The organism is Shinella sp. G-2 (assembly GCF_050172695.1).
Lineage (GTDB): Bacteria > Pseudomonadota > Alphaproteobacteria > Rhizobiales > Rhizobiaceae > Shinella.
The window spans coordinates 139,481-164,362 of record NZ_JBBEYH010000001.1 but is presented as its reverse complement, the minus strand read 5'-3'; the positions used below and the strand labels follow the sequence as shown (position 1 = coordinate 164,362).

23 protein-coding genes are annotated in these 24,882 nt (G+C 65.1%); 18 read left to right on the top strand and 5 right to left on the bottom strand.

Annotated elements, in window-relative coordinates; translation table 11 throughout:
* The first annotated feature begins 23 nt into the window (after positions 1-23).
* From V8U06_RS00800 to V8U06_RS00775, 6 genes are all read left to right on the top strand, one after another.
* Entirely contained in the window at positions 24-2,084 is a 2,061-nt protein-coding gene (locus V8U06_RS00800; RefSeq protein WP_427139089.1) for an acetate--CoA ligase family protein, read from the top strand.
* A complete protein-coding gene (locus V8U06_RS00795) occupies positions 2,081-2,863 on the top strand; it encodes a carnitinyl-CoA dehydratase (RefSeq protein ID WP_226918439.1) in 783 nt (260 codons plus the stop codon). The genes V8U06_RS00800 and V8U06_RS00795 overlap by 4 nt, the downstream gene beginning before the upstream one ends.
* Positions 2,864-3,142: 279 nt before the next feature.
* Entirely contained in the window at positions 3,143-4,732 is a 1,590-nt protein-coding gene (locus V8U06_RS00790; RefSeq protein WP_226918438.1) for an ABC transporter substrate-binding protein, read from the top strand.
* The gene (locus V8U06_RS00785) at positions 4,732-5,841 is read left to right on the top strand and encodes an ABC transporter permease (RefSeq protein ID WP_427139088.1); all 1,110 of its coding nucleotides are present in this window, start codon (positions 4,732-4,734) and stop codon (positions 5,839-5,841) included. The genes V8U06_RS00790 and V8U06_RS00785 overlap by 1 nt, the downstream gene beginning before the upstream one ends.
* Entirely contained in the window at positions 5,838-6,665 is an 828-nt protein-coding gene (locus V8U06_RS00780; protein WP_226918436.1) for an ABC transporter permease, read from the top strand. The genes V8U06_RS00785 and V8U06_RS00780 overlap by 4 nt, the downstream gene beginning before the upstream one ends.
* Positions 6,658-8,289: an ABC transporter ATP-binding protein gene (locus V8U06_RS00775; RefSeq protein ID WP_427139087.1), complete on the top strand. Its 1,632-nt coding sequence runs from the start codon at positions 6,658-6,660 to the stop codon at positions 8,287-8,289. The genes V8U06_RS00780 and V8U06_RS00775 overlap by 8 nt, the downstream gene beginning before the upstream one ends.
* A 116-nt stretch (positions 8,290-8,405) precedes the next feature.
* On the opposite strand, the gene V8U06_RS00770 is transcribed toward V8U06_RS00775, so the two are convergent.
* Genes V8U06_RS00770 through V8U06_RS00760 form a run of 3 tightly spaced genes read right to left on the bottom strand, consistent with a single transcriptional unit; the run spans position 8,406 to position 10,080 of the window.
* A complete protein-coding gene (locus V8U06_RS00770; protein WP_427139086.1) occupies positions 8,406-8,756 on the bottom strand; it encodes a hypothetical protein in 351 nt (116 codons plus the stop codon).
* Positions 8,753-9,172, bottom strand: coding sequence for an ACT domain-containing protein (locus V8U06_RS00765; protein WP_427139085.1), 420 nt, complete (start codon positions 9,170-9,172; stop codon positions 8,753-8,755). The genes V8U06_RS00770 and V8U06_RS00765 overlap by 4 nt, the downstream gene beginning before the upstream one ends.
* Positions 9,169-10,080, bottom strand: coding sequence for an alpha/beta hydrolase (locus V8U06_RS00760; RefSeq protein WP_427139084.1), 912 nt, complete (start codon positions 10,078-10,080; stop codon positions 9,169-9,171). Before V8U06_RS00760 ends, V8U06_RS00765 begins: the two co-directional genes overlap by 4 nt.
* A gap of 123 nt (positions 10,081-10,203) precedes the next feature.
* Between V8U06_RS00760 and V8U06_RS00755 the strand changes: the two genes are divergently transcribed.
* From V8U06_RS00755 to V8U06_RS00705, 11 genes are all read left to right on the top strand, one after another.
* Positions 10,204-11,112 carry a LysR family transcriptional regulator gene (locus V8U06_RS00755; protein WP_427139083.1) on the top strand — a complete coding sequence of 303 codons (909 nt, stop codon included), beginning with the start codon at positions 10,204-10,206 and terminating at the stop codon, positions 11,110-11,112.
* 149 nt (positions 11,113-11,261) lie between these two features.
* Entirely contained in the window at positions 11,262-12,422 is a 1,161-nt protein-coding gene (locus V8U06_RS00750) for an ABC transporter substrate-binding protein (protein WP_427139082.1), read from the top strand.
* A 181-nt stretch (positions 12,423-12,603) separates the two neighbouring features.
* Positions 12,604-13,599, top strand: coding sequence for an ABC transporter ATP-binding protein (locus V8U06_RS00745; RefSeq protein WP_427139081.1), 996 nt, complete (start codon positions 12,604-12,606; stop codon positions 13,597-13,599).
* On the top strand, positions 13,596-14,546 hold the full coding sequence (locus V8U06_RS00740) for an ABC transporter permease (RefSeq protein WP_427139080.1): 951 nt from the start codon (positions 13,596-13,598) through the stop codon (positions 14,544-14,546). Before V8U06_RS00745 ends, V8U06_RS00740 begins: the two co-directional genes overlap by 4 nt.
* Positions 14,536-15,351 (top strand): ABC transporter permease, encoded by an 816-nt coding sequence (locus V8U06_RS00735; RefSeq protein ID WP_427139079.1) that lies wholly within the window; start codon positions 14,536-14,538, stop codon positions 15,349-15,351. Before V8U06_RS00740 ends, V8U06_RS00735 begins: the two co-directional genes overlap by 11 nt.
* A 21-nt stretch (positions 15,352-15,372) precedes the next feature.
* Positions 15,373-16,800: a gamma-aminobutyraldehyde dehydrogenase gene (locus tag V8U06_RS00730; RefSeq protein WP_427139078.1), complete on the top strand. Its 1,428-nt coding sequence runs from the start codon at positions 15,373-15,375 to the stop codon at positions 16,798-16,800.
* Positions 16,801-16,902: 102 nt separating this feature from the next.
* Positions 16,903-17,076 (top strand): DUF1328 domain-containing protein, encoded by a 174-nt coding sequence (locus V8U06_RS00725; protein WP_427139077.1) that lies wholly within the window; start codon positions 16,903-16,905, stop codon positions 17,074-17,076.
* Between the two features lie 154 nt (positions 17,077-17,230).
* Positions 17,231-19,396 (top strand): TonB-dependent siderophore receptor, encoded by a 2,166-nt coding sequence (locus tag V8U06_RS00720; RefSeq protein ID WP_427139076.1) that lies wholly within the window; start codon positions 17,231-17,233, stop codon positions 19,394-19,396.
* Between the two features lie 97 nt (positions 19,397-19,493).
* Positions 19,494-20,156 carry a siderophore-iron reductase FhuF gene (fhuF, locus tag V8U06_RS00715; RefSeq protein WP_427139553.1) on the top strand — a complete coding sequence of 221 codons (663 nt, stop codon included), beginning with the start codon at positions 19,494-19,496 and terminating at the stop codon, positions 20,154-20,156.
* On the top strand, positions 20,153-21,262 hold the full coding sequence (locus tag V8U06_RS00710) for an ABC transporter substrate-binding protein (RefSeq protein ID WP_427139075.1): 1,110 nt from the start codon (positions 20,153-20,155) through the stop codon (positions 21,260-21,262). Before fhuF ends, V8U06_RS00710 begins: the two co-directional genes overlap by 4 nt.
* Before the next feature lie 72 nt (positions 21,263-21,334).
* The gene (locus V8U06_RS00705; RefSeq protein ID WP_427139074.1) at positions 21,335-21,850 is read left to right on the top strand and encodes a hypothetical protein; all 516 of its coding nucleotides are present in this window, start codon (positions 21,335-21,337) and stop codon (positions 21,848-21,850) included.
* A gap of 200 nt (positions 21,851-22,050) precedes the next feature.
* Here the strand turns inward: V8U06_RS00705 and V8U06_RS00700 are convergent, their stop codons facing one another.
* The gene (locus tag V8U06_RS00700) at positions 22,051-22,602 is read right to left on the bottom strand and encodes a cysteine hydrolase family protein (protein WP_427139073.1); all 552 of its coding nucleotides are present in this window, start codon (positions 22,600-22,602) and stop codon (positions 22,051-22,053) included.
* 110 nt (positions 22,603-22,712) lie between these two features.
* Here V8U06_RS00700 and V8U06_RS00695 point away from each other — a divergent pair, with 110 nt between their 5' ends.
* Positions 22,713-23,156 (top strand): Lrp/AsnC family transcriptional regulator, encoded by a 444-nt coding sequence (locus V8U06_RS00695; RefSeq protein ID WP_427139072.1) that lies wholly within the window; start codon positions 22,713-22,715, stop codon positions 23,154-23,156.
* Positions 23,157-23,298: 142 nt separating this feature from the next.
* Here V8U06_RS00695 and V8U06_RS00690 read toward each other — a convergent pair whose 3' ends face one another.
* Positions 23,299-24,840: a trimethylamine methyltransferase family protein gene (locus V8U06_RS00690; protein WP_226918418.1), complete on the bottom strand. Its 1,542-nt coding sequence runs from the start codon at positions 24,838-24,840 to the stop codon at positions 23,299-23,301.
* Between the last annotated feature and the right edge of the window lie 42 nt (positions 24,841-24,882).

Below are 24,882 nucleotides of genomic sequence, written 5' to 3'. Positions count from 1 at the left end.
GTAGCCGCGTGGGAGACCTTGCCATGATCCGTTCCCTCGACCGCCTCATCCGTCCGAAATCCATCGCCGTCTTCGGCGGCAAGGAGGCGCGGCGCGTCATCTTCCAGTGCGACAAGATGGGCTTTGCCGGCGAGATCTGGCCGGTGCATCCGCGAGAGGACGAAATCCTCGGCCGCAAATGCTACCGCTCCGTCGCCGATCTGCCGGGCGCGCCGGACGCCTCCTTCGTCGGCGTCAACCGGGAACTCACCATCGGCATCATCCGCGACCTCGCAGCGCGCGGCGCGGGCGGCGCGGTCTGCTATGCCTCGGGCTTCCGCGAAGCCATCAGCGAGCTTGCCGATGGCGACGATCTGCAGAAGGCGCTGGTCGAGGCTGCCGGCGACATGCCGATCCTCGGACCGAACTGCTACGGCTTCATCAACATGCTGGACGGCGCCCTGCTCTGGCCCGACCAGCACGGCATGCTGCGCATCGAAAAGGGCGTCGCCGTCCTCACGCAGTCTTCCAACATCGCCTGCAACATTTCCATGCAGCAGCGCGGCCTGCCGCTTGCCTATATCCTGACCGCCGGCAACCAGGCGCAGACCGGCCTTGCAGATCTCGCCTGCGCCGTGCTCGAAGACCCGCGCGTCACCGCCGTCGGCCTCCATATCGAAGGCTTCGACAGCCTCCAGTCCCTGGAACGCCTCGGCCTGCGCGCCCGCGAACTGAAGAAGCCCGTCGTCACGCTGAAGGTCGGCAAATCCGAGCAGGCGCAGCTTGCCACCGTGTCGCACACCGCTTCGCTCGCCGGCAACGACGCCGTCTCCTCGGCCCTGCTCGCGCGCCTCGGCATCGGCCGCGTCGAGACGCTGCCGGAACTGCTTGAAACGCTGAAACTGCTGCATGTCGCCGGCCCGCTGCCGAATTACGACATCTCGTCCATGTCCTGCTCGGGCGGCGAAGCTTCGCTGATGGCCGATGCGGGCGAAAAGCGGAAAGTCTCCTACCGGGCGCTCAAGGATTTCCAGCGCCAGCCGCTGCGCGAAACGCTCGGCCAGATGGTGACGATCTCCAATCCGCTCGATTACCACACCTTCGTGTGGGGCAACCGCGAGAAGCAGACCGCCGCCTTCACCACGATGATGCAGGGCGACTACGGGCTGAACCTGCTGGTGCTCGATTTTCCCCGCCTCGACCGCTGCGATCCAGCCGACTGGATCACCACCTGCCACGCCGTCATCGACGCTGCGAAGGCGGCAGGAGCAAACGCCGGTATCGTCGCCAGCATGGGCGAGAACATGCCGGAGGCGACCGCTGAAATGCTGATGCAGAACGGCGTCGTGCCTTTCTACGGCATCGAGGAAGCCCTTGCCGCCGCCGACGCTGCCGCCGGCATCGGCGAAGCCTGGGCGAAGCCGCTGTCCGCGCCGCTCCTGAAAGCCGGGACGGGCGAAGGCGAAGCGGTCACGCTCACGGAGCACGACGCCAAGCAGGCCCTCGCCGCCCATGGTCTTCCCGTTCCGAAGGGCCTCACGGCCGAAACGGCCGACGCTGCGGCGGAGGCTGCCGAAACGCTCGGCTTCCCCGTCGTCCTCAAGGGCCTCGGCGTCGCGCACAAGACCGAAGCGGGTGCGGTGAAACTGAATCTTGCCAGCCGCGAAGCCGTCATGGACGCGGCGAAGGCCATGGCCGGCGTCGCTTCCGGTTTCCTTGTGGAAAAGATGGTGGGCAAACCCGTCGCGGAACTGATCGTCGGCGCCATGCGCGACCCCATCGCCGGCCCGGTGCTGACCATCGGCGCGGGCGGCATCCTCGTCGAATTGCTGGAAGATTCGGCAATCCTCACGCTGCCGACCGACGAAAATGCGATCCGCGCGGCGATCTCCGGCCTCAAGATCGCAAAGCTGCTGAACGGTTACCGGGGTGCGCCGAAGGGGGATATCGACGCCCTCGTCGCCGCCGTCGCATCAGCGGCATCCTATGTCGTTTCAAACGCTTCAATAATCGAAGAACTGGACGTTAATCCCGTAATGGTGCTCCCCGCCGGCGACGGCGTCGTCGCGGCCGATGCACTGATCCGTCTGAGGAAACAATCATGACCGGACCGATACGCCAGCGCCGCGAAGGCGGCATTCTCGAAGTCACGATCGATCGCCCCAAGGCGAACGCCATCGATCTGGCGACCAGCCGCATCATGGGCGAAGTCTTCGCCAACTTCCGCGACGACGACAGCCTGCGCGTCGCCATCATCACCGGCGCGGGAGAAAAGTTCTTCTGTCCGGGGTGGGACCTGAAGGCGGCCGCGGCAGGCGACGCCGTGGACGGCGACTACGGCATCGGCGGCTTCGGCGGCATGCAGGAACTGCGCGACCTCAACAAGCCGATCATCTCGGCCATCAACGGCATCTGCTGCGGCGGCGGCTTCGAGATCGCGCTTTCGACCGATCTCATCCTCGCTGCCGAACACGCCACTTTCGCCCTGCCGGAAATCCGCTCCGGCACGGTGGCCGATGCCGCCTCGATCAAGCTGCCGAAGCGCATCCCCTATCACATCGCCATGGACATGCTGCTCACCGGCCGCTGGCTCGACGTGCAAGAGGCGCATCGCTGGGGTTTCGTCAACGAGATCCTGCCCGCCGACAAGCTCATGGACCGCGCCTGGGAACTGGCGCGCCTGCTCGAAAGCGGCCCGCCGCTCGTCTACGCCGCCATCAAGGAAGTGGTGCGCGCGGCCGAAGGCGACACCTTCCAGGGGACCATGAACAGGATCACCAAGCGGCAGTTCCGCACGGTCGACATTCTCTATTCCAGCGAAGATCAGCTCGAGGGCGCCCGCGCCTTCGCGGAGAAACGCGATCCTGTCTGGAAGGGACGATGAGGAAAGCGCCCCTGCATCGGGCGCATTCCGTAGCTTTCCATAAGCCTGATTTATGGAAGAAATAGGTAATTTAGGGCGTTACAGCTGGCCTCTCCATGGTTAGCTTTATGCAAAACGAGCCGCGAAGCGGCACTTGAAGGAGGCATTCGGAGGAACTGATATGAACCTTTGCCGGTAGAAAAGCCGGTCGTAAGGTTGCCTTAGAGGCGAAAACCAGAAATTCTGCCAATCATAACGACAAATGCCCACAAAAAGGGCCTAGCGAAAGGGAACAGGGGAATGACTGATTACACCAAATATCTCACCAGCCAGGTCGCGCTCGGCAAGATGAACCGCCGCGAGTTCATGGGCCGCGCCGCCGCCTTCGGCATCACGCTGGCGGTCGCCGGCACGATGTTCGACACCGCCGCCAAGGCCCAGGAGCCCAAGCGCGGCGGCCATCTGAAGCTCGGCCTCGAAGGCGGTTCGGCGACGGACTCCAACGACCCGGCGAAGTTCCTGTCGCAGGTGATGTTCTGCATCGGCCGCTGCTGGGGCGACATGCTCGTCGAATCCGAGCCGCTGACCGGCAAGCCGGTACCGGCGCTCGCCGAATCCTGGGAGCCTTCGGCCGACGCCTCGACCTGGACCTTCAAGATCCGCAAGGGCGTGAAGTTCCACGACGGCAAGGACCTGACCGTCGAGGACGTCATCAAGACCCTGCAGCGCCACACCGACGAGAAGTCGGAATCCGGCGCGCTCGGCGTCATGAAGTCGATCAAGGAAATCAAGGCCGACGGCGACAACCTCGTGCTGACGCTGACGGAAGGCAATGCCGACCTGCCGCTGCTGCTCACCGACTACCATCTCGTCATCCAGCCGAACGGCGGCTACGACGATCCGTCCTCGGCCAACGGCACCGGCCCCTACAAGATGACGAGCTTCGAGCCGGGCGTTCGCGCCACCTTCGAGCGCAACCAGAACGACTGGCGCCAGGACCGCGGCTTCGTCGACAGCGTCGAAATCATCAACATGAACGACGCGACGGCCCGCATCGCCGCCCTCTCCTCCGGCCAGGTACACTATATCAACCGCGTCGACCCGAAGACCGTCGACCTCCTGAAGCGTGCACCGACGGTGGAAATCCTCTCCACCTCCGGCCGCGGCCACTACGTGTTCATCATGCATTGCAACACGGCGCCTTTCGACAACAACGACCTGCGCCTCGCGCTGAAATACGCGATGGACCGCGAGACCATGCTGGAGAAGGTGCTCGGCGGTTACGGCAAGATCGGCAACGACTTCCCGATCAACGAAACCTATGCCCTCTTCCCGGAAGGCATGGAGCAGCGCGCCTATGACCCGGACAAGGCAGCCTTCCACTACAAGAAGTCCGGCCACAGCGGCTCGGTGCTGCTGCGCACGTCCGACGTCGCCTTCCCGGGCGCGGTCGATGCGGCCGTTCTCTATCAGGAAAGCGCCAAGAAGGCCGGCATCGAGATCGAGGTGAAGCGCGAACCCGGCGACGGCTACTGGTCGAACGTCTGGAACGTGCAGCCCTTCTCCACCTCCTACTGGGGCGGCCGCCCGACGCAGGACCAGATGTATTCCACGGCCTATCTGTCGACGGCCGACTGGAACGACACCCGCTTCCTGCGCCCGGACTTCGACAAGATCCTGCTCGAAGCCCGTTCGGAACTCGACGAGGCCAAGCGCAAGGACATGTACCGCACCATGGCGACCATGGTGCGTGACGAAGGCGGCCTGATCCTGCCGATGTTCAACGACTTCGTGAACGCCTGCTCCAAGCAGGTGAAGGGCTACGTCCACGACATCGGTAACGACATGTCGAACGGCTATGTCGCAACCCGCGTCTGGCTCGACGCCTGATGACCGGCGGCGGACCGGCGCACGGTCCGGAGCTGACAGCAACGGCGATTGCGGGCGATAGCCCGCAGTCTGCCGGCGTTGCCGGGTCGGTTGCGTCCACTGGAACCCCAGCCATCGAAGCCTCGCCTTCGTTCTGGGCGAAACTCAGCAAGAGCAGCCCCCTGGTTGCGCTCATCCTGCAACGCCTCGCGCTCAGCGTGGCCTTGCTCTTCGCCGTCTCCCTGATGATTTTCGGGGGCGTGGAAGCCCTGCCCGGCGACTTCGCGACCACCTATCTCGGCCAGTCGGCAACGCCCCAGGCGGTGGAGAACATCCGCAAGGACCTCGGTCTCGACCAGCCGGCGACCACCCGCTACTTCAACTGGCTCGGCGGCGCGATCCAGGGCGACTTCGGCAAATCCTGGGCCTCCAAGAACTCGGTCAGCGAGCAGATCGGCAAGCGTCTCGGCAATTCGCTGTTCCTCGCCTTCTTCGCGGCGATCATCTCCGTGCCGCTCGCCGTCGGTCTCGGCATGCTTGCGGTGCAGTTCCGAAACCGGTTGCCGGACAAGATCATCAACGTCATTTCGCTGGCGGCGATCTCGCTTCCGGAGTTCTTCGTCGGTTACCTGCTGATCCTGTTCTTCGCCGTGCAACTGGGTGTCGCGACCTTCCCGGCGACGGTCTATGACTCGATGACGATCGGCCAGCGGCTGTCGGCCATCGCACTGCCGACCGCCACCCTCGTCCTCGTCGTGCTCGCCCACATGATGCGCATGACGCGGGCGGCGATCCTCAACGTCATGTCGTCGGCCTATGTCGAGACGGCGGAGCTGAAAGGCCTGTCGGGCCTGCGCATCATCGCCAAGCACGCGGCGCCCAACGCCGTGGCGCCTGTCATCAACGTGATCGCGCTGAACCTTGCCTATCTCGTGGTCGGCGTCGTCGTGGTGGAGGTGGTGTTCGTCTATCCCGGCATGGGCCAGTACATGGTCGACGCCGTGACGGTGCGCGACATGCCCGTCGTTCAGGCCTGCGGCCTGATCTTCGCCGCCTTCTACATCTTCCTCAACATGTTCGCCGATATCCTTGCGATCATCGCGAACCCCAGATTGAGGCATCCGCGATGAGACTTTCCAGCATTCCCGTCAGCGCCTGGATCGGCATCCTGGGCATCGCCCTCGCCATCTTCTGCGCCATCTTCGCACCCCTCATCGCGCCCCATGGGGAAAGCGAAATCGTCGGCGCCGTCTGGCAACCGATGGGCGGCGACTATCTGCTCGGCACGGACAATCTCGGCCGCGACCTCTTCTCGCGGCTGATCTTCGGCGCCCGCACCACGATCTTCGTGGCGCTGGCGGCAACCGTGCTCTCCTTCTCGCTCGGCATGCTGCTGTCCTTCACGGCGGCGGTGACGGGCGGGCTGGTCGACCAGGCCTTCTCGCGCTTCAACGACCTGATGATGGCGATCCCGACGCTGATCTTCGCCCTCGTCGTATTGGCCGTGCTGCCGCAGCAGCTCTGGATCCTCATCCTCGTCATGGCGATCCTCGATTCGACCCGCGTCTACCGCATCGGCCGGGCCGTCGCGCTCGACGTCGCGGTCATGGAATTCGTGGAGGCCGCACGGCTGCGCGGCGAAGGCACGGGCTGGATCATCTTCCGCGAGATCCTGCCCAACACGCTCTCGCCGCTGCTCGCCGAGTTCGGCCTGCGCTTCGCCTTCTCGATCCTGTTCCTCTCCACCCTCTCCTTCCTCGGCCTCGGCATCCAGCCGCCCGCGGCGGACTGGGGCGGCATGGTGAAGGACAACAAGGACGGCATCATCTTCGGCATTTCGGCCGCCCTCATTCCGGGCGGTGCGATCGCGGGGCTCGCCATCTGCGTCAACCTCGTCGTCGACTGGCTGATGAAACGCACCTCGAGCCTGAAGGGGGGACGCGGCGATGCCTGATCTTCTTTCCGTCCGCAATCTCAAGATCGAGGCGACCAGCTACCCGCCGGGCGAACCGCCGAAAACCGTGACGCTCGTCGAAGGCGTGAACTTCGACGTGCAGAAGGGCAAGGTGCTCGGCCTCATCGGTGAATCGGGCGCCGGCAAATCGACCATCGGCCTCACCGCGCTCGCCTATGGGCGCGGCGGGGTGCGCATCACCGGCGGCGAGGTCAAGCTCAACGGCGAGGACCTGCTGAAGCTCTCGCCGGCCGGCATCCGCAAGGTGCGCGGCGCGAAGGTCTGCTACGTCGCGCAATCGGCGGCCGCGGCCTTCAACCCCGCCCACCGGCTGGGCGAACAGGTCATCGAGGCGTCGCTGAAACACGGCATCATGAGCCGTGAGGAAGCGGAAAAGCGTGCGCTCTACCTCTTCAGGGTGCTCGGCCTGCCGAACCCGGAGACCTTCGGCCAGCGCTACCCGCACCAGGTCTCGGGCGGCCAGTTGCAGCGCGCCATGACCGCCATGGCGCTCTGCCCCAATCCGGAGCTGATCGTCTTCGACGAACCGACGACGGCGCTCGACGTGACGACGCAGATCGACGTGCTCGCCGCCATCAAGCACGCCATCGAGGAGACCCACACCGCCGCGCTCTACATCACCCACGACCTTGCCGTGGTGGCGCAGATCACGGACGACATCCTCGTGCTCCGGCACGGCAAGATGGTGGAATACGGCTCGGTCAAGCAGATCATCGAGGCACCGACGCAGGACTATACCCGCGCCCTCGTCAACGTGCGCGGCACCGGCCGGGACGAAGCGCCCGACCAGAGCAACACGCTCCTGAAGGTGGAGAACGTCACGGCCGGCTATTCCAACGGCTTCAAGGTGCTGCAGGACGTCTCGCTGCATCTGCCGAAGGGCCAGACGCTGGCGGTGGTGGGTGAATCGGGCTCGGGCAAATCCACCCTCGCCCGCGTCATCACCGGCCTGCTGCCGCCGCAGGAAGGCACGATCAGCTTCGACGGCAAGGCTCTGCCGAAGGCGCTGAAAGGCCGGTCGAATGATGAGCTGCGCCGCATCCAGATGATCTACCAGATGGCCGACACGGCGATGAACCCGCGCCAGACGGTGCGTGACATCATCGGCCGCCCGCTCACCTTCTATTATGGCCTGCGCGGCCAGCAGAAGACGGAGCGGGTCAAGGAACTGCTGGAGCAGATCGAGATGGGCGGCCGTTTCGCCGACCGCTATCCGGCCGAGCTTTCGGGCGGCCAGAAACAGCGCGTCGCCATCGCACGGGCGCTGGCGGCGAAGCCCGAGCTCATCCTCTGCGACGAGCCGACCTCCGCGCTCGACCCGCTGGTGGCCGAGGGCATCCTGAAGCTTCTCCTGAAGCTGCAGGAGGAAACGCATGTCTCCTACATGTTCATCACCCACGACATCGCCATCGTGCGCGCCATCGCCGACAGCGTGGCGGTGATGCACCGCGGACGCCTCGTGCGCTTCGGCCCGAAATCGAAGGTGCTCTCGCCGCCCTTCGACGACTATACCGACCTGCTGCTGAAATCCGTTCCCGAAATGGAGATCGGCTGGCTGGAACGGGTGCTCACGACAAGGCGCATGGAAAGCGCCGGCAACTGACGAAAACGGGCGGCTTCGGCCGCCCGTATCTTTTTGGAAGCTGTTCCCCCGTGATCCCGCCTGCCTCGGCAGCCTTCCACAAGCAGTGCTAAAGGATCAGAGGACTCGGCCGAACCTCAGTTCTGCGTGCACGCCACGTCGCCAACGCGGCTGGTCGATTCGCCTTCGGCCATCACCGTCTCCTCGCCGCGCGCCGTGCAATTGCCCTTCTCGCCGACGCCGGTGCGGAATTTCACCATGGGCTGGCCTTCGATCATGATGCTCGGCACGATCTCGTAGAGCTCCGGCGGGCAGTTCACCACGTCGGACAGGCGCAACGCCGGGGCGCCGCCGATGAAGACGCTCTTCGCACCCGACATCGCGCAGGCCGGGATGGGGGCCGGGGCGTCCTCAGCGACCGAGACGGACGGCATCGCCGCCGCAACGCCAAGCATCAGGACGGCGGCCGAAAGCTGCTGGAATTTCATCGCGTTTCTCCCTTTTCACGCGCCGCGCGGGACAGCGCCCGCAGCGCCTCGATCGCCCGGTCGGCATCCCGCTCCGGCACGAATATATGGTCGTGATAATAACCGGCAACCACATTGGCGCTGATGCCGGCCTCGGTGAGCGCCGCCGAGAAGGCCGCCGTGAGCCCCACCGCCTCCAGCGAGGAATGCACCGTCAGCGTGATCAGGCGCATCGGCGCGCTGGCGGCAAGCCCATCCGCCGCCTCGGCGGGCAGGATCAGCGTGATGCCCTCCTCCTCGCGGAAGAGACCGATGGGCCCCCGCGAAAGATGCTCGGCAAGCGCCGCAACGGGCACGCTCGCATAGACGAAGCAGGCCTCGCTGAGCGCCGGCTCCATGGTCGCCAGCAACTGGTCGAGATCGGTGCCGCCGCTCATGGATTGGCCATCCGGCGCACGGCATCGCACAGCGCCGCAAACCCGGCCCTTGCCCCTTCGCTCATGAACCGGGCGCGCAGCCAGGCATGGATCATCTGCTTTTCCTCGCGGAACTCGACCGGCACGCCCGACAGCGCGAGGCGCGCCGCATAGGCGCGGGCGTCGTCGCGCAGCGGATCGAAATAGGCGCCGGTGATGAAGGCCGGCGGCAGGGCGGAGAGATTTTCCGCCCGCAGCGGAAAGGCATGCACCGCATCGTCAGGCGCGCCATAGATGTCGCGGTAATAAGCGATGTCGGCGGTCGAGAGGCCTGGCGCTTCGGCCATGTCCTGATAGGAGCCCGAAACGAGATCGCCGCCGAGGCCGGGATAGACGAGCGCCTGCCCGGCAATGCCCTTCAACCCCTCGTCGCGCGCCTTCAGCGCGAGGCCGGCCGCAAGATTGCCGCCCGCGCTGTCGCCGATCAGGACGACCGGGTGGCCTTCCAGAAGAAGCTCGACCAGCACCGCCCAGCAATCGTCAAAGGCGGCGGGCCAGACATGTTCGGGCGACAGGCGGTAATCGACCGAGACGAGTTCGGCGCCTGCCGCCTCGGAAATCTCGGCGCAGATCGCGTCATGGCTGTTCAGCGAGCCGACGACGAAGCCGCCGCCATGGATGTAGAAGAGCCGGGTTTGCGTTGTCACCTTGGCCGGACGATAGCGCCGCACGGCAATGCGTTCGGCGACAAGGCTGTCCTGCTTGACCATGCCGGCCGGCGGCGGCGCATCGAAGGCTGCGCAGAGCGCATCGTACCAGGCGCGCTGCTGCGCGATGTCGGCATCGACGGCATCGGCAGGATAAAAATCCTCGCAGCGCTTGTGGAAGGCCAGAATGCCCTCCTCGCTCGGCATGGGACGTTCGGTCATGGCGGCTCCTCGTCGTTTGCGCCGATCATAGCAGGAGCGCATCCCCCGGACACGCCGGTCGCGCCTTTTCCCGCTCTTTTTGCGTGGCTTGCATCCCGTGGCGCCGTTCTATTAACTGCCGGCATGGCTTTCACTTTCCGGCAATTGCAGTATTTCGTCGCCGTCGCGGAGCAGGGCTCCGTTACGCGCGCGGCGCAGAACCTCTCGATCTCGCAGTCCTCGATCACCGAGGCCATCAAGGAACTCGAATCGGACCTTGGCGTCGAACTCTTCGAGCGCCATCCGCGCGGCCTGACGACGACGCACAACGGCCATCAGTTCCTGCGCCATGCGACGAAGATCCTCGCCAATGTCTCGGACGCACGCCGTTCCTTTTCCGACAACCGCGCGGCGGAGAAGGGCCAGCTCAATCTCGGCGTCACCTCGCTCGTCGCCGGCTATGTGCTGTCCGACCTTCTCTCGCGCTATCGCCGCGCCTTTCCCGGCATCGATGTCAGCGCCATCGAGGACAACGGCTCCTATCTCGAACACCTTCTGGTCGGCGGCGAGCTGGATGTCGCGGTCATGGTCATCTCGAACCTGCGCGACCGCATGGCGTTGCAGGCGGAAATCATCGAGACCTCGCCCTACCGTCTGTGGCTACCCATCGGCCATCCCCTCGTCTCGGCCGACATCATCTCCGTCAGCGACATCGCCAAGGAGCCGCTGATCATGCTGACGGTGGACGAAATCGAGGAGAACACCGGCAAGCTCCTGAGCGCGCTCGGCGCTCGCCCGCATGTCGCCTTCCGCACCCGCTCGGTGGAGGCGGTGCGCAGCCTGGTGGCGACGGGCGCGGGCATCGCGCTCCTGCCGGACCTGGTCTACCGACCCTGGTCGCTGGAAGGCGACCGCATCGAAAGCCGCGATGTCTCCGGCGCATTGCCGGTGGTGCAGGTCGGCATGGTCTGGCGCAAGGGCTCCGGCCTGCCGCAGGCGGCGCGCGATTTCGTGGGTCTGGCGGAGGCGCTGCGGAGCGGGCGCGGGCGGTAGGATCCTGCCCTGTCGCGGGCAGATCCCGCCCGATTTCGGAATTTCCGATACCGACATTCTGATTAATGAATTTGCGAAAGCGGCAAAATCGCGGCACCTTTTCTCTCGGGAACAATGCCGCTCAAAGCGGACCAAAACGGGAGACTGTCATGAAGCGACTTCTGCATTCCTGCACCGCGCTTACCCTTTCGCTCGCCTTCACCACTGCCGCCATCGCCCAGGAGCCGCTGAAGGAACTTGGCGCCGGCGAGGGCGAAGTCTCCATCGTCGCCTGGGCCGGCTATATCGAACGCGGCGAGACCGACAAGAACTACGACTGGGTCAGCGAGTTCGAGAAGAAGACGAGCTGCAAGGTAACGGTGAAGACCGCTGCGACCTCGGACGAAATGGTCGCCCTGATGAACGAGGGCGGCTTCGACCTCGTCACCGCCTCGGGCGACGCCTCGCTGCGCCTCGTTGCCGGCAAGCGCGTGCAGCCGATCAACACCGACCTCATCCCGAGCTGGAAGACCATCGACGAGCGCCTGCAGAACGCGCCCTGGCACACGGTGAACGGCGTTCACTACGGCACGCCTTATCTCTGGGGCCCGAACGTGCTGATGTACAATACCGACGCCTTCAAGGGCGAGGCGCCGAAGAGCTGGAAGGTGGTCTTCGAGGAGATGACCCTGCCGGACGGCAAGTCCAACAAGGGCCGCGTGCAGGCCTATGACGGCCCGATCCACATTGCCGACGCCGCCCAGTACCTGATGGCGCACAAGCCGGAACTCGGCATCAAGAACCCCTACGAGCTCAACGAAGACCAGTACAAGGCCGCGCTCGACCTGCTGCGCGTCCAGCGCACGCTGGTCGGCCGCTACTGGCACGATGCGATGATCCAGATCGACGACTTCAAGAACGAAGGCGTCGTCGCCTCCGGTTCCTGGCCGTTCCAGGTCAACCTGATGCAGGCGGAAAAGCAGCCGATCGCCTCGACCTTCCCGGAGGAAGGCGTGACGGGCTGGTCGGATACGACCATGCTGCATGCCGAAAGCCAGCATCCGAACTGCGCCTATATGTGGATGGAGCATTCGCTGTCCGCCAAGGTGCAGGGTGACGCTGCCGCCTGGTTCGGCGCCGTTCCCTCGGTTCCGGCCGCCTGCAAGGGCAACGCCCTTCTGACCGACACGGGTTGCTCGACCAACGGCTTCGACAACTTCGAAAAGATCGCCTTCTGGCGCACGCCCGTCACCAAGTGCGAAAGCCAGGGCGAATGCGTGCCCTATCACCGCTGGGTCTCCGACTATATCGGCGTGATCGGCGGCCGCTAAGATACCCCTATCCTGACCCTCTCCCCGCATGCGGGGAGAGGGACCATGCCCCCGACAGGTTTCGCTTCACCGGCCAAGGGCCGTGGCGGGAAACGCCGCCTCGTGCCTCCCTCTTTCCAACCGCGGAAAGAGGCTGCGGCCAAGCGGATCAGGGGCGGACCACAACACACCGGGAGCCCCCATGACCGCCGTCCTGTTCCAGCAAGTATCCCGCCATTTCGGCGCCGTGCGCGCCGTCGACAGCGTGGATCTCGCCATCGCCGAGGGCGAATTCTTCGCCATGCTCGGGCCGTCGGGCTCCGGCAAGACCACCTGCCTGCGCCTGATGGCCGGCTTCGAGCAGCCGACCTCCGGCCATATCGAAATCTTCGGCGAGACGGCCGAGGGCGTGCCGCCCTACCGGCGCAACGTCAACACGGTGTTCCAGGACTACGCCCTCTTCCCGCATCTCTCGATCCTCGAGAACGTCGCCTACGGCCTGATGGTCAAGGGCGTCGGCAAGGCCGAGCGTCTGAAGGCGGCGGAAGAAGCGCTGGCCATGGTGAAACTGCCCGGCTACGGCGCACGCCGGCCCGGCCAGCTCTCCGGCGGCCAGCGCCAGCGCGTGGCGCTCGCCCGCGCCCTCGTCAACCGCCCGCGCGTGCTGCTTCTCGACGAACCGCTTGGCGCGCTCGACCTGAAACTGCGCGAGCAGATGCAGGAAGAGCTGAAATTGCTGCAGAAATCCCTCGGCATTACCTTCGTCTTCGTCACCCATGACCAGGGCGAGGCGCTGTCGATGGCCGACCGCATCGCCGTCTTCAGCGACGGCAAGATCCAGCAGCTCGGTACGCCGGAAGAGGTCTACAAGCGGCCGAAGACGCGGTTCGTCGCGGATTTCGTCGGCTCTTCCAATGTGCTGCCGCCGGACTTCGTCGATGGTCTCGGCTACGGAAAACACTATGCGAGCCTGCGCCCCGAGGCGATCACGCTCGGCGACGGCCCCGGCCGCAAGCACTTTTCCGGCCGCGTGACGGCGGCAAGCTTCCTCGGCGCGGCGAACCGCGTGACGGTGGAGGTGAACGGCGCGCGTGTCGCCGCCATGCTGCCGGCCTCCGTCGCGGTGCCTGCCCAGGGCGAAAGCGTCACCCTCTCCTTCCTGCCCGAGGATCTGCACACCATGGACGGCGCCCAATGAGCACCGTCACCGACACCTCCATCCTCGCGCGCCGGCAGGGCGCCTTCGGGCGGCTCTCGGATTTCTTCTGGCGCAACCCGGGCATCCTGCTGCTCCTGATGCTGACGCCGCCGCTGCTCTGGCTCGGCGTCATCTATCTCGGCTCGCTGTTCGCGCTGCTGCTGCAGAGCTTCTTCTCGATCGACGACTTTTCCGGGTTGATCAACTACGAGTTCACCTTCGCCACCTACAGGCAGCTCCTCATCCCGTCGAATTTCGACATCATCCTGCGCACCGTGCTGATGGCCGTGCTCGTGACGCTCGCCTCGGCGATCATCGCCTTCCCCATCGCCTACTACGCGGCGCGTTATGCCAAGGGGAAATGGAAGGTCATCTTCTATCTCGGCGTCATGCTGCCGCTCTGGTCGAGCTACCTGGTGAAAATCTACGCCTGGAAGCTGATCCTCGCCAAGGAAGGCATCCTTACCTGGGTCTTCGCCAAGCTGCATCTTCTGTGGCTGCTCGATGCCTGGCTCGCCCTGCCGGTCGTCGGCGGCGCGTCGCTCTCCATCAGCTACACCGGCACCTTCATCGTCTTCATCTATGTGTGGATGCCCTTCATGATCCTGCCGATCCAGGCCTCGCTGGAGCGCGTGCCGGGCAACCTGATAGAGGCTTCCGCCGATCTCGGCGGCAATCCCGGCCAGACCTTCCGCCACGTGCTGTTTCCGCTGGCCCTGCCCGGCATCATCGCCGGCTCGATCTTCACCTTCTCGCTGACGCTCGGCGACTACATCATTCCGCAGATCATCGGCTCGTCGCGGCTCTTCATCGGCCAGGCGGTCTATGCCCAGCAGGGCACGGCCGGCAACATCCCGCTCGCCGCCGCCTTCTCCGTCGTGCCGATCGTCATCATGGGCCTCTATCTCTGGATGGCCAAGCGACAGGGAGCCTTCGATGCGCTCTGACAAGAACACCTCCGCTCCGCTCGGCCTGAAGATCGCTGCCGGCGCCGGCCTTGCCTTCCTGCACCTGCCGATCCTGCTCATCTTCCTCTACGCCTTCACCACAGAGGAGAAGAGCTACCAGTTCCCGCCACCGGGCTACACGCTGCAATGGCTCGCCGTTGCCTGGAACCGGCCGGACGTCTGGGAGGCGATGGGGCTTTCCGTCCGCGTCGCGTCGATCTCGACGGCGATCGCCCTCGTGCTCGGCACGCTCTGCGCCGCCGCCGTCTCCCGCACGAAATTCTTCGGCCGCGAGACGATCTCGCTGCTCGTCATCCTGCCCATCGCCCTGCCCGGCATCATCACCGGCATCGCGCTGCGCTCGGCCTTTTCCTTCGCGGAGATCCCCTTCTCCTTCTGGACCATCGTGCTCGGCCACGCGACCTTCTGCGTCGTGGTCGTCTACAACAATGCCGTCGCCCGTTTTCGCCGCATCTCCGGCTCGCTGATCGAAGCCTCGATGGACCTCGGCGCCGACAGCTTCCAGACCTTCCGGTACGTCATCCTGCCGAACATCGGCACCGCGCTGCTCGCCGGCGGCATGCTCGCCTTCGCGCTGTCCTTCGACGAGGTGATCGTGACCACCTTCACCGCCGGCCAGCAGTCGACCCTGCCGATCTGGATGCTGGAAGAACTCGTGCGCCCGCGCCAGCGGCCGGTGACGAATGTCGTCGCCATGATCGTGGTGCTCGTCACCTTCCTGCCGATCCTCGGCGCCTACTACCTCACCCGCGACGGCGACCAGGTCGCCGGCAGCGGCAAATAATCTGAGACAAGGGAGAACATCATGGACACCCAGATGCTGATCGGCTCGCGCTTCGAGGCCGGCACCGAGGCGGAAGAGCACATCCTGAACCCGAAGACCGGCGGCAAGATCGTCGATCTGCCGGAAGCCTCCTACGCGCAGATCGACGCTGCCGTCGACGCCGCCGAAAAGGCCTTCGTCTCCTGGGCGACGACCACGCCCGCCGAACGCTCCGGCTATCTTCTGCGCATCGCCGACGCCATCGAGAAGGATGCCGACGCCTTCGCCGCGCTGGAATCGCTCAATTGCGGCAAGCCGATCAACGCCGCCCGCAATGACGAGCTGCCTGCCATCGTCGACTGCTGGCGCTTCTTCGCCGGCGCGATCCGTTCGCTGCACGCCCCCGTCGCCGCCGAATACCTGCCCGGCTTCACCTCCATGGTGCGCCGCGACCCGGTCGGCATCGTCGGCTCCATCGCACCGTGGAACTATCCGCTGATGATGATGGCCTGGAAGCTCGCCCCGGCAATTGCCGGCGGCAACACGGTCGTCTTCAAGCCCTCCGAGCAGACGCCGCTGACGGCGCTGAAGATGGCGAAACTCCTCGCCGACATCCTGCCGGAAGGCGTGGTCAATATCGTGCTCGGGCGCGGCGAGACGGTCGGCAATGCGCTGATCAACCACCCCAAGATCAACATGGTCTCGATCACCGGCGACGTCGCCACCGGCAAGAAGGTGCTCGCCGCCGCGGCCAAGACCGTCAAGCGCACCCATCTGGAACTCGGCGGCAAGGCCCCGGTCGTCGTCTTCGACGATGCCGACCTCGACGCCGTCGTCGCCGGCATCCGGGCCTTCGGCTACTACAATGCCGGCCAGGACTGCACCGCCGCCTGCCGCATCTATGCGCAGGACGGCATCTACGAAAAGCTGGTCGCCGACCTCTCCGCGGCCGTCTCGACCATCAAGTACAACGACCCCGACGACACGCTCAACGAGATCGGCCCGCTGATCTCGAAGCGGCAGCGCGACCGCGTCGCAAGCTTCGTGGAGCGCGCCGCCGAGGTGAAGCATATCGAGATCACCGCGGGCGGGCGTACCGGCAGCGACGAGGGCTACTTCTTCCAGCCGACGGTGGTCGCCGGCGCGACGCAGGACGACGAGATCGTCCGCCGCGAGGTCTTCGGCCCGGTCGTCTCCGTCACCCGTTTCTCCGATGCCGATCAGGCCATCACCTGGGCCAACGACAGCGACTACGGCCTCGCCTCCTCCGTCTGGACGAAGGATATCGGCAAGGCGATGAAGGCGGCCTCCCGCCTGCAATACGGCTGCACCTGGATCAACACCCACTTCATGCTGACGACCGAAATGCCCCATGGCGGCGTCAAGCAGTCGGGCTATGGCAAGGACATGTCCATCTACGCGCTGGAGGACTACACCGCCGTCCGCCACGTCATGATCAATCACGGCTGATCCTCCCCGCCGCCCAGGCGGCCACCTTCCGGGGCGCCCCGCGTCCCGGAACTTTTTTGCCCGCCATGCGTCTTGCCTCCAAACCAAACAGGAGGCATCGCCATGCTGAAATGGGCCCTGATTTTCCTTGTCATATCGCTGATCGCCGGCTTCCTCGGCTTCTCCGGCGTGTCGGCCGCCACGGCCACCATCGCCAAGGTTCTCTTCGCGATCGCCCTCCTCATCTTCCTCGTCTTCCTCGTGCTTGCGCTGATGGCCGGCAGCCTCGCCTTCTGAGCCGAGCTTCGGGCTGAGCGGACCTTTCGGGTCGTGTTGCGATGCGGCAACACGACCAGAAACATGACTCGAATAATCATATATATTGTTGCAACGGAAAGAATCCTGATAAAAGCAGTCATGTATTGACCGTTTCGTCAGAGAGACCTTCCGCATGCACGCTTCCCTTCGCTCCTCGCTTCGCCTCGCCCTTGCCGGTACCTCCCTCCTCACGCTCGCCAGCATGGCCGCGGCACAGGAGCCGGCGGCCAATGCCGGCACGGCCACCGTTCTTGAAGACATCGTCGTCGATGGCGGCAGCGGCGGCGTGATCAATGCGGACGGCTATGTCGGAAAGAGCAGCGCGACGGGCGCAAAGACCGATACACCCTTCATCCAGACGCCGCAGTCGATCTCCTCCATTACCAAGCAGCAACTGGAGGACCGCAACCCGCAGACCCTGCTCGACACGCTCGCCTATACGCCGGGCACGCGCGTCGGCGGCTACGGCTTCGATCCGCGTTTCGACAGCTTCACCGTGCGCGGCTTCGACGTGACCTATACCGGTGTCTTCCGCGACAACCTGCGCCAGCCGGGAGCGGGCTCCTCGCTGTTCAAGACCGAGCCCTACGGCCTCGAAGGCGTCTCGATCCTGCGCGGCCCCTCCTCCGCGCTCTATGGCGCATCCGGCGCGGGCGGCCTCTACAACCTCATCAGCAAGCGCCCGACGGAAGACGTGCTGCGCGAGGTCGAGGTGCAGGGGGGCAGCCACAACCGCTACCAGGGCCAGTTCGATTTCTCCGGCCCGGTCAATGACGAGGATCCGTTCTTCTACCGCCTGACCGGCCTTGCGCGCTCGGCCGACACCGAGCAGGTCGGCGTTCCCGATGACCGGCTCTATCTTGCCCCGGCCTTCACCTGGAAGCCGGACGAAGACACCCGCCTGACGATCCTCGGCGAATATTCCCGCACCAAGACCGGCGGCACCGCCGCCTATTATTTCGACGGCGCCACGGTCAGCGATTTCTTCGCCGGCAACCCCGCCTTCAACGATTCCATCCAGAGCCAGGGCCGCATCGGCTATGAGTTCGAGCGCCGCCTGAACGAGACCTTCACCTTCCGCCAGAACGCCCGCGCCTCCTGGCTGAACATCGATGCCGACTGGGCCTTCGCCTATCAGCCGAACGCCATCGACCCGCTGCTGCTCGACAGCAGCGCCGGCACCTTCGAGGAGTGGCTGAACACCTATACGGTCGACAACCAGCTCGAGGCGAAATTCGACACCGGCGCGCTGGAGCACACGCTGCTGACCGGCGTCGACGTCACCAAGGTCTACTGGAAATCGCTCAACGGCTACGGCGTTTCCCCGCCGCTCGACAGCCGCAACCCGACGCTCGGCCGCCCCGTCGCGCCCATCGACTTCCAGACGCAGAGCGTGCAGGACCAGTTCATCACCGGCCTCTACCTGCAGGACCAGATCCGCTACGACGCACTGACCTTCACGCTCGGCGGGCGTTACGACTGGGTCTCGACCGATACCGACAACACCGACCTTGCGACCGGCATCGTCGACACGATCAAGCAGAGCGACCGCGCCTTCTCCTGGCGCGCCGGCGTGACCTACGAAACCGAATGGGGCATCACGCCCTATGCCAGCTACTCCACCGCCTTCTCGCCGAATGCCGGCGTGAACCTGGAAACCGGCAATCCCTTCAAGCCGACGGAAAGCACGCAGCAGGAAATCGGCGTGAAGTACCTGTTGCCCGACAGCAATACGCTGCTGACCGCCGCGCTCTTCAACATCGACCAGAAGAACGGCCTCTACTACGAAGTCGTCAACCTGCCTTCCGGCCCGACGAACATCCAGGTGCAGCGCGGCAAGCTGCGCTCGCGCGGTCTCGAGTTGGAAGCTTCCACCAGTCTCGACAACGGCCTGTCGCTGATCGCCTCCTACACCTATACGCAGGCCAAGATCATCGAAGGCCCGGCCGCCACGCTCGGCCACGACGTCTCCTCCGTGCCGCGCCACATGGCATCGCTCTGGGCGCATTACGACATGCCCGAGGATGGCGCGCTTTCCGGCCTCGGCTTCGGCGCGGGCGTTCGCTTCACCGGATCGAGCTACGGCAGCGACGCCAACACCACGAAGAACAACTCGCGCGCCCTGGTCGACGCCGCCATCGATTACGATTTCAGTGCGATCAACAAGGACTTCGAGGGCCTGAAGCTGCAGGTCAACGCCACAAACCTCTTCAACCGGCGCGATGCCGTGTGCTCGGCCGGCTTCTGCTACCGCGACCAGGGCCGCACCGTCATCGGCAGCCTGAAGTATCAGTGGTAAGCCCTTGAACACCCCCTTCCTCCAGGACGGTGAGACCGCTTTCAGGCCCAGCCTGAAGGCGGTCTTTACCGGCGAACATGCCTGGTGCGGCGAGAAGATGATGCTTTCCGCGGAGCTGGAGGGCGCTGTGCCGCTTCGCGATTTCCTGGCGGGAGACGGCTTTACCGAAACGCTCGACCGCTACGCGGCAAGCCATGGCGGGGCGGATCGCCGGGCGGCGGCCTCCTTCTGGTCGCTCTACTATTTCTCCGCGCTCACCATCCCCTATGTCGTGGCGCGGCGGGCGGAAATGACCCTGCCCGTCGCCTTCGACACCATGACCATCGCCATCGGCGAGGACGGCCTGCCGCGCGCCTTCGGCCTGCCGCACGAGGGCGAATGGAGCGGCGGCAAGACCCTCGTCGATTTCGTCACGCCGCTGGTGGACTGTCACCTCGCGCGCGCCGTCGCCCTTCTCAAGGAAAAGTCCGGCATCGCGCCGAAACTCGCCTGGAACAATGCGGCCGTCTATATCGACTATGCCTTCAACACGACGGAGCGCGCCTCCTCCGACGGCGAGGACCATTGGCCCTCGCAACCGCTGTTCGACTGCCCGCAGCTTGCCGATGGCAACCGCAATCCCTTCCACGGCTGCCTGCGACATGAACTGGAGGCGGGCGTCACCCACTGTCGCCGCAAGGTCTGCTGCCTGCGCTACATGCTGCCGGGCATACCCGGTTGCGGCGAACTCTGCGCCCTGCCGGAACTGAGAAAACAATGATCCGTCCCCTCTTCGCCTTCTTCGCCGCCGCCTTCCTGCTGTTCGCGGGCCTGCCTGCCCGCGCCGAAGTGCACTATCCGCTGACCGTCACCGACGCTTTCGGCCGCACCGTCACCATTCCCGCCGAACCGAAGGCCGTGTTGCTCGCCAGCGGCTTCAATCTCGTGGCGCTGTCGCTCATCCACCCCGATCCCGTCAGCATCCTCTCCGGCTGGGCGAGTGACATGAAGGGCGACAACCCGGAAATCTACGCGCGCTTCAAGGAAAAATTCCCCGCCATCGAGAACGTGCCGGTCGTCGGCGACGGCATCAGCCTCTCCTTCGAGGTGGCGCTGTCGCTGAAGGCCGACCTTGCCATTCTCGCCAACTGGCAGGCGGATACGGACCTCGGCAAGCAGGCCATCGGCTATCTCGAAGAGATCGGTGTGCCCGTCATCGTGGTCGACTTCAACAGCGGCGCATTGAACACCACGGCAGACAACATGCGCCTCATCGGCAAGGTGCTGAACCGCGAGGAACAGGCGAACGCCTTCGCCGACTTCTACGACGCACGCATCCAGCGCATCCGCGACCGCGCCGCCGCCCATGCCGAGCCCGGCCCGACCGTGCTGCTCGACGCCTTCCCCAATCCGGAAAAGTGCTGCTATGCCTACGGCACCGGCAATCTCGGCGCCTTTATCGGCCTCACCGGCAGCCGCAACGTCGCCGCAAGCCTGCCGCCGCAGGGCGGCATCGTGAATTCGGAATTCATCGTCGCGGCAAACCCCGAGGTCTATATCGCCACCGCCTCGCCGGGCGGCGCCTATAGCAGCTTCTCCGTCGGCCCGGGCGTCGCTCCCGACGAGGCGCGCACGACGCTCGCCCGCGCCGTTTCCGACCCGCTGCTGGCAAATCTCAAGGCCGTGAAGGACCAGCGTGTCTACGGCCTGTGGAACTTCTTCAACACCGTGCCGATCAACATTCTCGCCGCCGAGGCCTTCGCGCATTGGCTGCGCCCCGACCTCTTCGGCGATATCGACCCCGAGGCGACATTGAAGGAGATCAACGAGCGCTTCGCCGCCGTTCCCTTCGACGGCGCCTACTGGATCAGCCTCAAGCCGGAATGAACAAGTCGAATTGAAGCGGCCGCCCTTCCGGCGGCCCGCCGCGCACGCTATATCATGCCCAGGAGGACCTGAATGATCTGGGCATTCGCAGTCGCGGCGGCGGCCATTCTCTATCTCGCACTGCGCTTCCGGCGCTTTCAAAGCTGGGTCGAACCCGTCCTCACCATCGTGGTGGCCATAGGCCTGACAAGCGCCCTGCTGATCTGGTTCGTCGACGAGCGCGCCCCCACGGGCACGGTCACAACACCCGAGGTAGCAACTCCGGCCCTCACCGCCGACAGCATCGATCTCACCGACATGCAGGCAAGCCCCGGCCAGACGAAGACCAGCTACCGCGTCACGGGTCGCATCACCAACAAGGGCGGTGCGCCGCTGCAATCCGTCCGGCTCAACGTCGTGCTGTCCGACTGCCCGAACGGGGTGTGCCGCGAGGCGGGCCGCGACAGCGCACTGGTCGTCTTGCGCGTGCTGCCGGGCGAAAGCCAGCCCTTCAGCACCTTCGCCGTCTTCCCCGGCCTCGACCTTGCCCCTGTCACGACGCCGCGCTTCGATTTCGGCCTGCGCGACGTGCGGGCCGCGGGCCGCTAGAGTTTGTCAGGGAAAAGTGGGAACCGGTTTTCCCGAAAAGGCAAACAAAAACAAAAGAATTTAGAGCATGTCTGGTTCAATCTGAACCTGACATGATCTAGAACAAACCCGGTGAACACCGGCTCACCGGAACTGCCCCATCTTTTTGTTTCTGCCGCATTCTCCGACGCCAGAACGACGCCGTTTCGGCTGGAAACGCTTCAGACGAGGTCAGCCGTCCGCAGCACCTCGGCAAACTCATGCCGGAGCGTCGAGACATGGACGCGGTGCACTTCCGCCGCCGGGATCGTCCCGCCCGTCCCGTCCGGCAGGTCGAAGCAGTCGCAGGCGTCCTCGACCAGAATGACGCGGTAACCGAGATTGGCGCCGACGCGCACGCTGGTCGAGACGCACATATCCGTCGACAGACCGAAGAGCACGATGGTGTCGGCGCCGAGACGGCGCAGCCGCAACTCGAGATCCGTGCCAATGAAGGCGGCGTTGACGCTTTTGGTGACCAGCGGTTCGCCGGTCTGCGGCTCGAAACCGGGACGATGTGCATTGCCCGCCGTGCCGGGACCGAGCGTGGAACCCGGCACGATGCTGTCATGTCGGACATGGATGATCGGCCGTCCCGCGGCCCGCCAGGCGGAAAGGAGGGCAAGGCCGTTCGCGTCGAGCCGGTCGTTCCAGCGCGCCGGCCAGGGCGCGGCGTCGAAGGCGCGCTGCATGTCGATGGGGATGAGGACGGCGTTCTGCGGAATGGTCGGCATCGATCTCTCCTTGAGCTGATGATCGACGAATAGTTGCTTTTCCATCCGGTTTCGCGCAGCAAGGTGACGGAGAACAGGACATCCGTCCGGCAACAGGGAGAATTTTCCGGATGAACGAGCTGGATGACAAGGACAGGCTTCTGCTCGCGGCGCTGCGCGCCGATGCCCGCCAGAGCCTCGTGGAACTGGCGCGCCACAGCGGGCTCTCCCGTAGCGCGGTGCACGAGCGCATCCGCCGGCTGGAGGCCAGGGGCGTGATTGCCGGCTACACGGTGAAACTCGGCATCGACCGGGAGCGGCCGGGCGTCGAGGCGCTGATCGCCGTCGGTTTCCAGCAGGGCCGCAGTTGCGATCACATCGTGCCGCATCTCACCGGCATTCCGAATGTCGTGACCTGCTGGTCGCTGGCCGGACCGACGGACCTGATGCTGCTCGTCGAATGCGCGTCCAACGCCGAACTCGACACCGTGCGCCGCCAGATCGCGACGACGCCGGGCATCGCGACCGTGCAGACGCACGTGTCGCTGCGCACCCATTTCGACCGCAGGGCCTGAAACATTCCAGCCGAGGCGACAAGGCCTCGGCTGGAAATGATCTAGAGCATGTCAGGTTCAGATTGAACCAGACATGCTCTAAATTCTTTTGTTTTCGTTTGTCTTTTCGGAAAAACCGGTTCCCACTTTTCCCTGACAAACTCTAGAAATAGATCTTGAACTTCTCGCGCACCGCCTGGTCCGTCGCAAAATCGAAGAGCGGACCGCCGGCTTCCGAGAGGATGCGGTTCTTGCGCTCGATCGCCTTCAGCACGAGATCCGGACGACCGATCTCGGCCCATTCCTTCGGGCTCGTACGGTCGGCGACGGCGGGATAGACATATTCCGTCTGCATCAGCGACAGGGTCTGCGGGTCGCCGAGATAGTGGCCGGGGCCGTCGAGGCAGACCGAGCGCATGGTCTCCAGCGAGACGGAATCCTCCGTGACGTCGATGCCGCGCACGCAGCGCTGGACCTGGCCGAGCAGGTCGTCGCCGAGCACGAGGCTTTCCAGGCAGAAGCCGAGCAGCGAGGCATGCATGCCGACGGACTCATAGACCATGTTGAGACCGGAAAGGCCGGCCATGACGTTGGAGATCGCCTGTTCCCAGCCGGCCTGCATGTCGGGCAGCTTCGAATCGGCGATGCCGGCGGCAGCGCCCCCCGGCAGACCGTAGAACTGGTGCATCTGCGCGCAGCCGGCCGTGAGCAGGGCCTGCTCGCCCGAGCCGCCGGACATCGCGCCGGTGCGAAGGTCGGAAACGAAGGGCCAGGTGCCGAAGATCGCCGGATGGCCGGGCGCCATGGCGTTGACATAGACGACGCCGGCAAGGCACTCGGCGACGGCCTGCACGATGGCGGTGGCGAGCGGCGCCGGGGCCGTGGCACCCGCCTGCCCTGCCGAAAGCAGGAGGATCGGCATGCCGGCACGGATGCAGGCCTCCATGGTGATGCAGCTTTCCTCCGCGAACTTCATCGGCGGCACGACGAAGCAATTGGAGTTCGACACAAAGGGACGCGCCCGCCACTTGTCCTCGCCGCCCGCCATCATGTGGATGAGATCGAAGCAGCCGGCGACATGCGATGGATCGGAGAAGCTGGTGCCGACATGCTTGGACGTGCCGGCGCAGCAGCCATAGAGCGTGTTGATGTCCATCAGAAAGTTGTCGGCGACATCGCGGCAGACCATGGCCCGCTGGAAGAAATGGATGTTGTCGAGATGGTGGACGAGCTGGGCGGCGTTGAAGAGATCCTTCGCCGTCGATTCGCGGTATTCGCGCTTCTCGACGTCGACGATGTGCACGGCCGCGCCCGCCGTGCCGTAGTAGACGCGGGTGCCCGAGAGTTCGAGGTCGTATTTGGGGTCGCGGCCGAAGAGCGTGATGTCCCGTGCGGCAAGCGCCAGCATGTCCTCGACAAGCGCGCGCGGGAAGCGCAGGCGCCCGTCCTCGCCGAGGATGGCGCCGGCACGCGTCATGATTTCGACGCCGGATTTCGGGGCATTGGCGAGACCGATATTCTCCAGCGCGTCGAGCGCCGCCTCATGAATGCGGCGCACGGCCGCCTCCGTCAGCGGCTTGTACTGGCCGCCGGGCAGGCCAGGGCGAACGGGACGGACATTTTCCGCCAGCGGCGCGGCGCGCATGGCGACACGGGCGGCGCGGCCGCCGGCACGACGGGAGGTCAACGTTGCGGCTTCAGTCATGGTTCACTCCTGCGCGAAGGCTTGCGCCTCAAAGGGTCTCGT